Origin of the sequence: Chitinophaga sp. 22308 (genome assembly GCF_052045305.1) — a bacterium.
Classification (GTDB): Bacteria; Bacteroidota; Bacteroidia; order Chitinophagales; family Chitinophagaceae; genus Chitinophaga; species Chitinophaga varians_A.
On record NZ_JBQEOP010000009.1, the window covers coordinates 1 to 16101 of the forward strand.

The 16101-nt window shown below is 52.5% G+C and carries 4 protein-coding genes; all 4 read right to left on the reverse strand.

Going from position 1 to position 16101, the window contains the following annotated elements; genetic code table 11:
- A partial coding sequence (locus tag ACTJJS_RS30215; RefSeq protein WP_440667450.1) for an amino acid adenylation domain-containing protein occupies positions 1-8324 on the reverse strand: 8324 nt, incomplete at its 3' end.
- A 19-nt stretch (positions 8325-8343) separates the two neighbouring features.
- Positions 8344-14694 (reverse strand): amino acid adenylation domain-containing protein, encoded by a 6351-nt coding sequence (locus ACTJJS_RS30220; RefSeq protein ID WP_440667451.1) that lies wholly within the window; start codon positions 14692-14694, stop codon positions 8344-8346.
- A 206-nt stretch (positions 14695-14900) separates the two neighbouring features.
- A complete protein-coding gene (locus ACTJJS_RS30225; protein ID WP_440667453.1) occupies positions 14901-15656 on the reverse strand; it encodes a thioesterase II family protein in 756 nt (251 codons plus the stop codon).
- Between the two features lie 66 nt (positions 15657-15722).
- Positions 15723-16100 carry a hypothetical protein gene (locus ACTJJS_RS30230; RefSeq protein WP_440667454.1) on the reverse strand — a complete coding sequence of 126 codons (378 nt, stop codon included), beginning with the start codon at positions 16098-16100 and terminating at the stop codon, positions 15723-15725.
- Between the last annotated feature and the right edge of the window lies 1 nt (position 16101).

A 16101-nucleotide genomic window follows, 5' to 3' on the forward strand; every position in this document is an offset into this window, starting at 1 on the left:
GTCAGGTTTTCAAAACCAGACAGGTATTCTTTCCAGTATTGCGCCGACAAGGCGGCGTCTCGCTCTTCCAGCCAGCTGATGTAATCTCCGTAGGGACGTACCGCCGGCAGCAATACCTCGCTGCCACGGCTGTATTGCTGATACAGCGCTTTAAAATCGCGCATAATAATACCCATGCACCAGCCATCCATCAGCACATGGTGATAACTCCATATCAGCTCATATGCAGATGCTGCCAAACGCAGGACGGTCACCCGCATCAGCACATCATGGCCCAGGTCGAACTTACGGTTCCGGTCCTGCTGACGAATACGATCAACGACTGCCGCCGTTCCTTCCTGCACACAGGCTTCACGCATATCTTCATAGGACACTTTCATTCTCCTCCCGCGGTATACAATCTGCAACGGACGTTCATAACCCTCATGTACAAACTGTGTACGCAGTATCGCATAACGCGCAATGATGCCGTTCATCGCATGTTCTACCGCCGCGATGTCCAGGCGGCCCTGCAAACGGCAGCTCAGTTGCTCAAAATACTGGTCGCCTTCTCTGTCGTATAACGCATGGAACAGCATACCCTCCTGCATCGGAGACAACGGGTAGATATTTTCCAGCGCATGTTCCGATTGTAACGCATCCACCTGCGACAACGTCAGCGATTTGTAAACCAGGTCTGAAGGACTCAGTTCTACCTTCCCGTGACGACAACATGCTTCCGTGATCTCTTCCAGCGCGTCCCGATACGACTGCATAAAAATCCGCACCCTCTCCGCGGCATATTGCCGGGGGCTGTACGTGAGCGTCATCTCCAGCTCCCCGCCCAGCACCATGCCGGACACCTCCCAGTCGTATTCCGCTGTTTCCCCCTCCCAGATCTCACGGCCACCGGCGCCGCTTACCGCCGTAAAATATTCTCCCGACTCTGCTGTATCAAACTGGCCAAGGTAGTTGAAGATCACACGGGAACGTCTATGAGTGTGCTCTACGCTGTTGCATACATATTGCCGGATCATATAGTCGATACCGTTATTGGGCACCCGGCGCAGCGTTTCTTTCACCTCGCGGACCAGGCGCGTAAGGTTGTTTACATCTCCAGACAACCATACAGGGTAAATGCTGGTAAACCAACCTACCGTACGGCTGATATCCGCTCCCGGAAGCTCTTCGCGGCCATGGCTTTCCAGGTCCAGCAGGATGCCCGGCTGTTGGTAACAACGGTGCATGCCCAGCAGCAGACCTGCCAGCAACAGATCGTTGATGCGGGTGCCGAAGCTCCGGTGTGCTTCGCCCAGCAGCCGGCCCGTCAACTGCCTGCTTAGACGGAATCTTTCTACCTGCTGCCCACCTGTTTTGTTCGTGCCTTCAGGGTAATCGCGGTTCAACACCGGATAGGCGCCTGCATCGAAAGTGTTCCAGTACCGGCAGCCCTTCGCAAACGCCTTGCCCGCACTGTATTCCGACAACCGTGACGGCCACAACAGGAAGGCATCCGTTTTCCCCGGCAGCTGCAGCGGTTCGTTCCGCTGCTGCTGGCCATACAGGGTATGCATATCTTCCAGCAGGATACGCCAGCTGACACCATCCACCACCAGGTGATGGACCACCAGCAGCAACCGGCTGCCTTCCGCCAGGTGAAACAGTCCGCCACGCAACAGCGGGCCTGCGGCCAGATCAATACCTGCCTGTATTTCATCGCAGCGCGCCAGCAGCGAGGCTTCCGCTTCCGGCTCGCCGCGCAGGTCATATTCCTCCAGCGACACTGCCAGCTCCGGGCCCTGATTATGCATGAACACACCTTCCGCTTCTTCCGCGAAGACTATCCGCAGCGCATCATGATGCTCCTGTAGCATGGCCAGCATTTGCCGTGCCCGGTCGGCCCCAAGGCCGTCAGGAAACAACAGCATCACCGACTGGTTATAGTGGTGCCGACGGGCAAAAGGCGTTTCAAAAAACAACCGCTGTATAGGCGTCAGAGCGGCCCTGCCTACTACCGCCGACTGGTCTGCCTGTTTTCCGGTCCTCTTCAGTCGTACCGCCAGCTCCCGGATAGTTTGGTGAATAAATATATCTTTCACGGATAATTCATATCCTGCACTGCGTAGTGCAGACACGATCTGGGTAGACCTGATGGAGTCTCCGCCCACCGCAAAAAAATTGTCAGTCACGCTGATGCCATCCGCGGCCAGTACCTTAGACCATGTCTCCACCAGCAGCTTTTCTTCCACTGTCAGCACCTGCCCGTTGTCAACCGGCGCCTGTTTATGTTCCGGCGCGGGAAGTGCTTTTTTGTCCAGCTTTCCATTCACCGTCAGGGGCATTCTCTTCAGCCACACATAAAAAGAGGGTACCATATAATCCGGTAATCTGCCGGACAGGAAGCCTCGCAATACAGCGTCTTCCAATGCTGTATCAGCTATATAATACGCCACCAGGTATTGGGCGCCGTTTTTTTCGCGGGGCAGCACGGTCACTTCTCTGATACCCGGCCATTGCAGCAGATGGCTTTCTATCTCACGGCATTCGATGCGGTGGCCGCGGACCTTCACCTGATCGTCGCGCCGGCCGGTGAATACGATATTGCCATCAGGCCGATAGTAGCCTGTATCGCCCGTCCGGTACAGATAACGATAATCTTCTTCGCCATCTCCCGAAAAAGGATTGGGCACAAAAGCGCGGAGGGTCTTCTCCTGGTCTTTCCAGTATCCTTTACCAACAGAAATCCCCGCAATACAGATTTCGCCGCGCACTCCCAGGGGGCACAGGTTCATATATTGGTCCGTAATGTATATGCGTGTATTTCTTACCGGCTTTCCGATAGGGATGATCTCTCCTTCCGCTACATCTTTCCCGATGAAATAGAGTGTTACATCATCCGACGCTTCGGCGGGCCCGTAGGCATTTATCAGCGGAACGCCGGGATAACAATCGTACCATTTGTTCACCAGTGCAGTACTGATCTGCTCTGCCGTAGGTATCATCCACCGCAGGCATGGCAGGTGGTTTTTCCCTGCGTTATTCATCGCCTCGTCCACAAAAGCGCGCAGCAGCGAAGGCACCATTTCAGCAATCGTCACCTTGCTTTCCTGCATTTCTCTGAGCAGGCTGCCGGCGTCGAGCTGTGTATCTTTATCGATGATGCATGTTTGTCCTCCAACGAGCAGCGCACATAAAAACTGCCATACGGAGATATCAAAGCTGCAGGAGGCGGTCTGTGCGATCACATCCCCGTTGCCGGGGCCCATCGCCTCTATCATCGCATACAGATGGTTGAGCATCCCCTGCTGGTGCACCATGGCCCCTTTGGGTTTCCCGGTGGTACCGGATGTATAGATGATGTAAGCAATATCGTCCGGTCCTGCTACCTCCGGCACTGCGTCTTCGTCGGCGCTCCATTGTTCCATATGGCTGACAGACCGTATTTCGCCGATGGCAGGTACTTTGCTTTTTATTGCTTCTGCGGCGGACAGCGTCTGATCATCCACCAGCACAATACCCGGTTCGCTATCGGCTAGTATTTCCATCACGCGATGCGGGGGATATTCCATTTCTACCGGCACATAGGCCGCGCCTGCTCCGAATGTGCCCAATATGGCGGTAAGCATGTCGATACCTCGGGACATGTACAGCGCCACCCGGCTTCCCCGCCCGATGCCTTTTGCCGCCAGGTAAGCTGACAGGTCTGTTGCCCGTTTCAGCAACGCGCTGTAAGTTAACTGTGCTCCGTTATACACCACTGCCGGATATTCCGGCGTGCCTTGCGCCTGCTCCTGAAAGAGCGTAAAAAAGGTCTTTTGCCTTTCGAATGGAGTCTCTGTTTCGTTGAACGTATGCAGCAGCAGCCGTCTCTCCGCCGGGCCCACCAGCCCGATATCACGAAGCCGGCAGCCTGCATTACCGGTAATAGCGGTAACAATTGCCCGGAAATAGCCGATGAAACGATCTATCGTTTCTGCGCTGAACAATTCCGTGGAATATTCGAAGTTCAGGTGCAGCCGTCCTTCTCTTTCTCCCGCCGTTAGCGAGATATCGAACTGCGAGATGGGAGCCCCGATTTCACAGGGGGTTATGGTAAGCCCCGGCACCTCCGGTACAGCAGTTTCAAAATTCTGATATACAAACCACACGTCGAACAACGGGTTACGGCTGGTATCACGCGATACCTTCAAATCGTCTATCAGTAGTTCATAAGGGTATGCCTGCCTGTCGAAGACTGCCAGCGTACGTGACCTAATTTCCCTTAAAAAACTACGGAACGGTATCTCTCCCTGCGGCCGTGTGCGTATAACGACTGTATTGACAAACATTCCCATTACAGCTTCGAGATCCGCATGATCGCGCCCGGAAGCAGGCGTACCGATCACCACGTCTTCCTCCGCGGCCAGTTTGCCCAGCAGGATGCTGAACAACGACAGGACCACCATGAACATGGTGGCGCCCTCCGCATCCCCCAACGCTTTCAGCATTGCGGTTTCCCTGCTGCTCAACGAAAAATGAACGTTAGCGCCCTCATAACTGCGTATGAGCGGCCGCTTAAAGTCCAACGGCAAACCGAGGACGGGGGGCTCTTCAGCAAATTCATTTATCCAGAACTCGCGCGAGCCCGACACTACTGCCTGGTAACCAGCGCTGTTTTGCCAGGCTGCATAATCCCGGTATTGAAAAACAGGCGCCGCTACCGACGTCCCCTGATATAAAGCCATCAACTCCCTTACGAGCAATCCCTGGGATACGCCGTCTGTGATAATGTGATGCAGGTCCAGCAACAAAATATGCTCTTCCTCCTCACATTCGATCCATCCCGCTCTCATCAGCGGGGCTATACCCACATCAAAAGGTCTGATGAATTGTTGCAACAATGCGCCGGTATTGCCGTCTGAACGATACTCTTCCATCATAACCGTAACGCTGTCCAGTATTTTCTGGTATGGCTCGCCGTTGACCGTTACAAATAACGTTCTCAGGTTTTCATTTCTGCGAACAAGCTCCTGCAGCGCTTCGGTCATGCGGGACTTATCTACCGGCCCTGTAATCCTGAGGGCCAGCGGCGCATTATAAGCGAGTGAAGATTTATCGAACTGATATAAAAAATACAGCCGTTTCTGTACCGAGCTCAGGGGATAATACTGCCGTTTCTCTGTTTTAAACAACCGGCCACGTTTTCCGGCGTGTTGTCCTGTCCTGGCGCGCAAACAGGTAGCGAGGCTTTTGATAGTGGGATTATCGAAAAGGGTTTTAAGTGGAAGTTCCACATCAAACTGTTTTCCGATGCGGTTGATCAATCGTAAAGCCTGCAAAGAATCGCCTCCCGTATCAAAAAAGCTGCTATTGGTATTGACATATGCATGTCCCAGCACTTCCTGCCATAGCTGCGCCAGCTTTTGTTCCGTCTCGTTGGCGGGCGCGTCTCCTTCTTCACTGAAGTCAGTCAGTGCCGTCGGTTCTGGCAACATGTTCCGGTCCAGCTTTCCGCTCACTGTCAGTGGCATCGCCCGCAAATGTACATACCATGCAGGGACCATATATTCCGGCAGGCTCCGGGAAAGCCAATCCCGCAGGTCCTTCCTTTCCAGCGGGCTATCCGATACATAATAGGCAACGAGGTATTTTTCACCGTTCCGTTCTCTGGCAACCACGGCGGCTTCCGTAATATGCGTATGTGCCAGCAGGTGAGATGCCACTTCTCCTGGTTCTATTCTGACACCTCTTATCTTTACCTGTTCATCCTGCCGGCCCAGGAAAGCTATATTGCCATTCGGAAGCCATCTGGCGAGATCCCCGGTCCTGTAGATCCTCTCTCCCGGCAGTGCAGGACATTGTGTAAACTTCTCAGCGGTAAGCGCCTCGCGGCCCAGGTAGCCTCTTGCCAGCCCCACGCCGGCGATACACAGCTCCCCTACCGCGCCTGCCGGTAAAAGCGACTGGTCTTTTCCAAGGATATATAACCTGACATTGTTGATAGGTTTGCCGATGGGCACCACATGATATTCATGCTCAAAGCTGCACTCATAAAATGATACGTCTACTGTGGCTTCTGTTGGCCCATATAAGTTAATCAAACGGCTGCCGCAATATTTGTGAAGCGTATCAGCAAACAATTGTACCTGCGCAGGCATGAGCGCTTCGCCGCTTGTAAATACCTGCCGCAACCGCTTTATCGCTGCGAAGTTAAACCCATCGTTCATGGTGGCGAGAAATGCATTGAGCATCGACGGTACAAAATGGATGGTTGTAACGCCATGTTCCTGTATGGCCCTGATGATCTCTGCAGGGTCTTTTTCCGCGCCGGGCTCCGGAAGGCATAACGACGCGCCGGTGAAAGACCACCAGTACAATTCCCATATGGACACATCAAACACCAGCGGCGTTTTCTGCAACAGCACATCATCTTCGGTAAGCGGGTATTGCTGCTGCATCCAGGTGATTCTGTTAACCACCGAACGATGCTCCACCATTACTCCCTTCGGTTTCCCGGTGGAGCCGGAAGTATAGATCACATAGGCGAGATCATTCCCATCGACAGCCGGAAAATCAACCGGACTATCGTCTGACCAGGCCGCGGCTTCATCCGGGTCTATCAGCGCAATGGCAGCCGGCAACGGGGCCTTCACGTGTTCGGCACGTGTAATCATGGCTTTCAGGCCAGCATCTCCGGCGACGGCATTCACACGTTCTGCAGGAAAGTCAGGATCAATCGGAACATATACGGCACCGGCTTTAAGAATCCCAAAGATGACGGGTAACAATTGTATTTCCCGCGGCAGCATCACACCTACCAGATCGCCGGCGTTAATGCCGGCATTGCTTTTTAGAAAAGCTGCTGTTTTATGGATTGCAGATTGAAGCTCCATGTAGGTAAGTGACAGGTTACCACATCGCAGGGCTGTATTGCCCGGCGTCCGCTTCACCTGTTGTTCAAACAGCGAGATAATGGTGTCCCGCTGCGGGTAAGAAACGGCGGTGTCGTTCAGTTCCTGCGTCAGGTATTTTCTTTCAGCTGCCGAAATAAGATCTGAGAAGCATACTGCCTGTCCGGGATGGTGTAAGCCCTGCCGGAGCACGCGGCCGAAATACGTTTCCAGGTACCCGATAAAAGCCTCATTCACAAGTTCCGCGTCATAAGTACACTCCAGCTCCAGCGCTTCGTTAAAAAATACCGTGACGACCAGCGGGATACCGGTATGCTCATAGACAGCCCTTAACCGGACGTCCCATCCGGCATGTGCCGTCGTTGCCCCGGTGACCGGGTAATTCTCCACGGCTATCACAGTGTCGAACAGGTCTTCTGAAGGTTTCATATCCAGCAGCTTCTTGATCTCCGCATAAGATGTATTACAGTAGTCGCTCCGCTCAAGCAATGCTTTGTTGACCCGTATCGTCAGCTGCGCAAAAGTTTCATCTGCGGCGGGCGCCATCCGAAGCGGAACGGTATTGATAAAATTACCCATCACCATTTCAAGCCCCCTGATGGTTTCATCCCTGGTCGAAACAGCAGTGCCAAAAACAATATCTTCCGCATGGAACCAATGCCGGAGCAGTACGCCATAGGCAGCATAGATAATAGCTGCCCCTGTAACGCCATACAGTGCTGAAAATGCCTTCACATCCAGGCCAGCGATGTGAAAGGAGCGCTTCTGAAGCCTGTTGGCCACAACATCTCCCACAGGCGTTTTCGGGAAACAGGCTGTCACGGGATACCCCGACAGGTGGTTTTTCCAATATGTGTCGCCGGCCCCTTGTAAAACTCTTTGTGCCAATGCGCGGTACACGTCGCCATAGGCAGGCTTTTCGACATGAACTATATGACGACCTCCGGCCAGATCATTGTAATACCGGAAGAGTTCTTTCAGCAAAATAGCTGTACTCCAGCCATCATACAATATATGATGATGTGTAATCACCAAAACAAATTGTTGTTCCGCCACCCTGAGTACGGTCAGCCGGAGCGGCTGCCGGGCCAGGTCCAGTCGTTTGTGCAGGTCTTCCTGCAGGAACTGCCCTGCACTGGCCTGAGCGCGGCTTTCTTTCTGCTGTGAAAAATCGACGAATGCAATCGGCAGATGATGGCTATGAAGGATGATCTGGACAGGCTTGCTGACTTCAGACCAGCGGAAAACCGATCTCAGTACCTGGTTGGCGGCCTGTACTTCATCAAACGCCTGCTGCAACAGGCTTAGCTCCAACTGCCCCCGGATATCAAAAGACAATTGAACGTTATACAACCCCTGGTCATCTTCTTTCAGGTAGTGATATAACATTCCCTTTTGAACCATGCTGAGCTCGAAAATGCCCTCTACATTTGTTCTTTCTATCTTTTCAATCATGATATGCGGTTTAATATAACTAACGGAGTAAATCGTTTATTTCCTGATCGTCCAGTCCCGCCGTGTCAAACACCGGCATTGTTGCCGTCAGGTCTTTTTTGTGACTGATATGCGCAGCAATTGAGCGGACGTGCTCCTGCATCCGGTCCATCAGCGCCTGCATGGTGGACCGGAAATGTGCCTGGTGGTTGTAATGAAGCTGCATGATCAGCTTACCGTTTAAAATCATCGCCAGCAGCTCTACCCGGGCCGTCATGCTGTTACCGGGATCTGAATCGCTGTCGGTTGAAAGTCCGCAGAAGGAAAACAAATCATTCTCCAGCTCCTTTGAAAACTGGCCAAGGTAATTGAAACGGACCGCAGTCTGCGGTATTTCACTTTTAGCATGGGCATTGTATCGCGTTCCCCAACACATGCCGCTTTGCACCTGGCCTTTAACAGCCTTCAACAAGCCGTCTATACCGGTTGCCGGCAATTCCAGCACCTGGGGATACATTTCGGTGAGCCATCCCACCGTACGGGAAGTATCCGGCATTTCGGGGTGCCTGCCATGGCTTTCGTATTCCACTACCACAACAGTTTTCCCTGTCCACTCGTGTAAAGTCTGAAGCAGGGCGGCACTCAGCAGTACCAGCATATCACTTTCATAAAAGCGATAGGCATCCTTCAGCAACACGCCTGTCTGCGCGGCATCGAGGCCACCAACGATCTCCCTGCGGTTTATCATCCTCCAGTCGTGCGTATGAACATCCAGTGGCAGGGTAAAACCGCTGTTTTCTATTACCTGCGAAAGGGCCCTTTCCGGAAACAGGCGGATGAGCTTCTCCCGCCACCCTGCCAATGGTGCTGTCTTTTCCGGCAGTACCACCTCCCGGCCGTTTTCCAGCGCGGTGTAGCCGTGGTACAAATCTTCGAGTATAATTCTCCATGACACCCCGTCTGTCACCAGGTGATGCGCCGTTATCAGCAACAAGGATTCGCCTGCTTCAAAGGAGAACAGCGCCCCCTTCAGCAGCAAACTACCGGTGATATCGAACGCGCCTTTTACCTTCCGGTATATGGTGGTGAGACCGTCTCCCCCGACATCTCCGATACTGTACTTTTCAACTATGGACCGGGTATCTAAATGCGCAGGATTATAGAATAAGGTCTTCCGTTCAGGGTCATAGTTCATGCGCAGTCCATCATGGTGCTGTACCACATGCGAGAAAGCCTGTTCCAGCAGTTTATGATTAACGGGCCTCTTGAGCCGCAACAGTACTGATTGGTTAAAGTAGTGAGGGTTCTCAAAAGCCTGTTCAAAAAACCAGCCCTCAGCAGGTGTCATCTCCCGCTCGCCGCTGATTATACCCTGCTCATATTTGTTTTCCGCACCCGTCCTTCCGATGTGGGGGCATATGTGCTCTATGGTATGGTAGGTTAGTATGTCCCTGGCCTTTAGCAACATATTCCTGCCCAAAAGGCGGGAAGCTATCTGCACCGCTTTGATGGAATCGCCACCTGATGCATAAAAGTTGTCCCTGACGGAGCGAACGGGCGTTTCGAGCACCTCCTCCCATGCCTCTATCAATGCTGCAGCCGCTGCGTCGGTGGGTAAGGACTGTTCGGGAGCGGCCATGTTTTCCGGCTGAGGCAACGCCTTCAGGTCAGCTTTTCCGTTTGCCGTCAGTGGTATTTCTCCTATTTCTATTATACAGGACGGGAGCATGTAATACGGAAGCCTTTCAGCCAGGTAAAAACGCAGGGCCGTTTCCCTGCCCACGCTGCCGGCCTTCCACCTGATATACGCGCAAAGCAGTTTTACGCCGGCCAGGCCGGCAGTCACCGTAACAATCGTATCGTCCACATCAGGATGCTGTTTAAGACATTGTTCGATCTCCCTCAGTTCTATACGATGACCGTTCAGCTTCACCTGCTCATCCGACCTTCCGAGGAAAACCACGGTACCATCCGGCAACCTCCGGCCAATATCTCCTGTCTTGTACATCCGTTCTCCTGCGTGGAAAGGATCCGCTACAAATTTCTCCCGCGTCAGCGCTTCGTCTGCCTGGTACCCTTTGGCCAGTCCGCCGCCGGCGATATATATTTCTCCATGTACCCCGCAGGCTACTGGTTTCCGGTATTTATCCAGCAGGTAAATACGGCTGTTGGCAGCAGGTACGCCGATTGGCACCTGCGGCGTTAGCTCTTCGGGGTTAAACAGGTGGATCATACATCCAACCGTAGCTTCCGTAGGGCCATATTCGTTATAGATTTCAATGTTGCCGCCTGCCTGCTCATATATCTCCCTGGCCAGGCCGGTATCCAGTTGCTCGCCTCCTACGATGATCCGCCTGACCCGGCTACCGGGTTTCTCCAGCCATTTGCCGGCCGCCATTATCCTAAGATGGGATGGCGTGGCTTTGATCACATCGCACTTATTGTCTGTCAACATATTCACCAGCGACAGGTTATCGCCATCCTCGCCGTAAATCACAATCCTGTTGCCCGTGATCAATGGTGTAAATATCGATGTCAGCGTCAGGTCAAACGAAATGGACGTATAAAGCGGCATCGTTACCTGTGCACCGCGGATATAGCTTTCAGCCGCCCAGCAGGTATAATTGATCAGCGAGCGATGGGTGATCATAACGCCCTTGGGCCTGCCGGTGGTGCCGGAGGTATATAATACATAAGAAAGATGATCAGGATAACTAACTGATAACACCTTCTTGGGCGCAGCCGGCGGCACCTCTTTTATGTACAGATTAGCTACCCCCGGATACACATTCCTGTCTTTGTTGCTCTCATCGCAGATGAGCAAACGGCAACGGCTGCTTTCCAGCACATAACGCACCCTTTCTGCCGGCCAGCCAGGCTCCAAAGGCAGGTAATATCCACCGGCTTTCAGCACGGCTAATATACTGACCAGCAGCTCCGGTGTGGCCGGCAATAAAATCGCCACCGGTGCGTCCTGGCCTACCCCCTGTTCTTTCAACCAGCCAGCCACGCGGTCCGCCTGTTCGTTCAATTCATGAAATGAGTAGGTCGTATTTCCATGCTCCACCGCAATATTTGAAGGCGTTCGCCAGACCTGCTCTTCAAACAACCGGTGAATACCGCTACCAGCTGCATATTCCCTGCAGGTGGCATTGTATTTACGGACGTACCGTTCAAATTCCGTCTCGCTGAGCATGGACCAGTCAGCAATATTGTCTGTGCCGTTACTGACGGCCCTGCGTGCAAGTTGCAGGAAGCCATCCGCAAAGGCCGCCATCGTCTCCTTTCGGAAAAGTTTTGTTGAGTATTCTATAAAACACCGCAGGGCGGGGCCGTCCTCAAAGACTTCCATCGAGATGTCATACTTTGAGGTACCGTTGTCGAAGAACCACGGTGTCAACGTGAAATCGTTGTTACTGAAGACCGGCAGTTCCATATTCTGATACAGGAACATGGTATCAAATACCGGATTACGGCTGCTGTCCGGGTCCGGCGCGATCTGGCGGACCAGATCATCGAAGGGATAATCCTGATGATGCAGCGCTTCGGCCACATGCTGCTGCTGTTTTTCCAGGAACCGCACAAAAGTGTCTTCCCCCGATACATGGCACCTGACAGCCAGGTTGTTGACAAACATACCCTGTATCTCCAGCAGATCGGGATGCCGCCTGCCGGATACCGGTATTCCGATCACCAGCTCATCCTGCCCTGTTATTTTTGACAGGAATACGGCATATACGCTGAACAGCAGTACATGCAGGGAACAATCCATTCTGCGCGCCAGTGCCCTTAGCTCTTCCGTCAGCTCTTTACCAGCCTCAAATGCGATTTTCCCTCCTTCGGTGCTCAGCACCGGGGGACGCTGAAAATCGGCAGGCAGGGACAACACCGGCAAATCACCCTGCAACTGTTGCTGCCAGTACCCGGCATGTTCCCGCAACTTTCCTGACTGCCGGTTGTCTTCTTCCCATTGCACAAAATCGCTGTATCGCAGGGACGACGGCGTACCCCCTTCGCCGTTATAGTATTCCATTAACGTTTTTACAAAAAGGGAGATAGATACGCCATCCGCTATGATATGATGAAAATCCAGGAAAAGGTAACATTCCTCCGCATCAGTATGAAGGAGCTTCGCTCTAAACAGCGGCCCTTGCCCAAGGTCAAATGGTTGTACCAGTTCCCTCAGCGCTTCACTGACCTGGTCTGGCGCACACACGATCTTCTCCAGCGTAAAATGTGTGGTCTTCTTTACAATGAATGAAGGAACGGGGTCCATACTGAAAACGGCCCGCAACATATCATGCCGGGCTATCAAATCTTTTATGCCCTGCTCCAGCTTCTCATGTTGCACGCTTCCCCGTATCCGGAAGGCCACCGGTAAATTATAGGTAACAGTGCTTTTGTTCAGCTGCCAGAAATAGTACATCCGCCGCTGCGATGAAGACAACGGGCAATATGGTCTTTCAATGCCGGCAGGTATGGGCTGGTATCCGTTTTCCCCGTTTTGCCGGATCGCTGCTGCCAGCTCACTGACGGTTTGCTTCGTGTAAATGAAGTCAGCAGGCAGCGCAGTGTTAAATGCTTTTGCGGCGAGAAGGCTTAATTCCGCCACTTTCAATGAGCTGAGGCCGGCTTCAAAAAAATTGCGGTGCACATCATTCCATTTTTCACCGAATATTTTTTCGCATATGTCCAGTAGTTTCCTTTCATATCCGTCAGCAGAAAAACGGTCCACCTCCCCGGGCGATGCCGCTTGTTCCAGCGTTTCCATGACGTCAGCGAAGGCGCCTTCCCGGTATAGTTCCAACAACCGGAACCGCTGCAGCTTGCCACTGGTGGTACGGGGAATATCCTTTACCGGTACGACCCTGTCCAGTTCAATTCCCGCCTTCGCCCCCACCAGCGTCTTTAACGCTTGTGCTATCGAAATAAAATCGCTGATATCCCCCCGGTGAAAAACAAATGCAATACATTCCTCGCGCTGCGTGCTGCTGTTAAAATGGCCGGCAACCGCTATTTTGTTCAGTTCGATCCCTTCCACATCTTCCGCTATCTGCTCGATATCTGCAGGATAAAAATTCTGTCCGTTGACAAAGATGATGTCTTTTTCTCTACCCGTAATATACAGGCAACCATCCAGCATAAAACCCAGATCACCGGTGCGCAGCCATCCGTCGGCGGTAATGGCAAACGCTGTAGCCGCCTGGTTGTTATAATAACCGCAGGTTACGTTGTCTCCCTTTATATGTATATGCCCCACTGTCCCTGCCGGCACCGGCATATCCTGCCTGTCTGTGATTCTGAGGGAACAGTTCTTTACCGGTTTTCCCACATTAACCAGCGTAACAGCACTATCTCCGGGGGCAATGAGTGCCACCTGATCGCCGTCATTGAGTTGTCGTCTGTCCACACACAACGATACCACCTGGTCGGCCATTCCAGAAATAGTAACGGCAAGGCTGGCTTCCGCAAGCCCGTAAACCGGGCACATGGCGCTGCGCCGGACGCCGTAAGCGGCGCATTTTTCGAGGAACTCAGCGCAAAGCCTTTCAGACACCGGCTCAGCGCCGTTGTAGATGATCCGCACCCCGGAAAGATCCCACTTCCCGGTATGCTGATCGTGTACATGCTTCAGGAAATAACGGTATCCAAAGTTCGGTGAGCAGAGCACAGTGGCTTTGTATTCATTCGCTTTCTCCAGCCATCCTGCGGGGCGCCGGACAAAGCTCTGGGTAGGCATGATATATTGGTCCATCCCGCTGAACATAGGGCTCAGATGAAACCCGATCAGTCCCATGTCGTGTGTTAAGGGCATCCAGCTGAAAGTGGCGTCATCTTCGGTGTATGCCGCCGCCTGTGCGATAGCATCGATATTGCAGATCAGATTGCCGTGCGTCAGCACAACTCCTTTCGGGCTACCGGTGGACCCGGACGAAAACTGGATGAAGGCAATATCCGATGGCGATACTTCTTTTACCACTCCCACACCCTGGCAGCCCTTTAAATCAGCCGTATCAATTGCATTGTCGCACATGGCCAACCAGCTGTTTTCCATTCCCTGTTCCCGCGCATAGACACCCAGCTTCTGCAGATCAGGCTGTGAGACCATCATGTAGGGATTATTCAGTATCTCCCATACGTTAAATAACTTATGCCGGTGATCATCTTTTGCACCCGGTGACAGTGGTACCGGAATAATGCCACCCAGCATACAGGCCCAGAATACGATCAGAAATACCCTGTTTTCCTGGAGCTGCAACACTAATTCGTCGCCGGGGCTTATTCCCCTGTGTTGCAATAATCCCAGTACTTTCAGGGCAGCATCATACAGGTCGCCATAAGAAAGAAATTCATCTTTCCCGGTGGGTTCAATAAAGGTTATCCCTTTCAAACCTGATTTTCTCAGGTCTAAAAGCGAGGTCAATGTTTCAGGTTTCATGGTAGCTAAAAGGAATCAACAGCGGGCCACCGGACGTGCGCCCGCGCATTCTAAAATGGTTCTTTTAATTTCCGGGAGAACACGGCTCAGACATAAGCCGCGCAGCAGTGTCAGAGGACGAGATTAAGATGGCCACTGCTTTACAACAGGATAGCATTTCACGAGAACGATGCCAGTCCGGCGTTCTGCCGGTCTTCCCGGCGGGCACAGGCCCTTTGTATGACATTATTGATGCAATCCAGTATCTGATCAGTATCATCGTGGATAAAGAAATGTCCGCCTTCAAAGTAGACCACGCTGCAGAGCGTATGGTTATGTTTTTTCCAGCCGTCGCATTGTTCCGGGGTCAGTTCATCGTCTTTACCCAGGAAGACAGAAATATCACAAGGAAGCGGCTTTGTCTCCCGGTCGTATCTTTCTTCGTCGGCAAGGCGGAAATCATTTTTCAACAGAGGCAGAAATATCTCAAGTAGCTCGGGATACTCAAAAAATTCACGGGGAGTGCCACCCAGCTGCATCACTTCCGCGCGAAACTCATCGTCCGTCATCAAAGCGTAGTTCTTTTCGGGTTTGCCTTTCACGCCGGGAGCACCTCTTCCGGAAAAAAATATATGCAGAGGTACCGGCAGGTTGTCGTGTACAACCCTCTGCGCCAGTTCAAAGGCGATCATGCTGCCCATGCTATGTCCATACAAAGCATAGTGCCCTTTTCGCACATCATCTTTTATGATCCGGTACACATCATCCACCATTTCGTCCACACTTCGGTATAAAGGTTCCTGCATACGCTTTCCTCTTCCTGCAAGTTCCACCGGTACCAGTTCAACAAACGGAAGCAGCTGCCGGTGCCATTTGTTAAATACCGCGGCTGAACCGCCCGCGTAAGGAAAACAAAACAATTTTACCTTATCCATAAAAAAGAAAGATTTACATTACATGTTAACTATTTGACGGTCCGTGTTGCGGGACGTATGCGGGCATCAGTGGCCGTAACCGGGATATTCCCCGTTTTCGTCGACCCCCGGTACATATTTCGCCTTCCATTCCATGACGGCCTGCTCGCGCTCCTCCCTGGTAGAATCCGGCATAGGCCGGTATTTGAGCACTTTGATCCAGGGTCCCTGCAAAAAAGTTTTCAAACCGTTGTCGTCAGCATTTTCAAACAGGTATCTCAGTGCATTACCAAGGTGTTCGGCCTCCCCCACGAACCTACAGTTCACCGGGTCTTTGTCTACAATGCCAAAAACGGCATATACGGCCTTTAACGACGGCAGCTGAGCGAGGTTGTCTTTTCCGTCGAGATTAAAGCGCTTGTGCCAGATCTCAAAGCTGACAGTATCCTGGTCGGTGTTGATCATC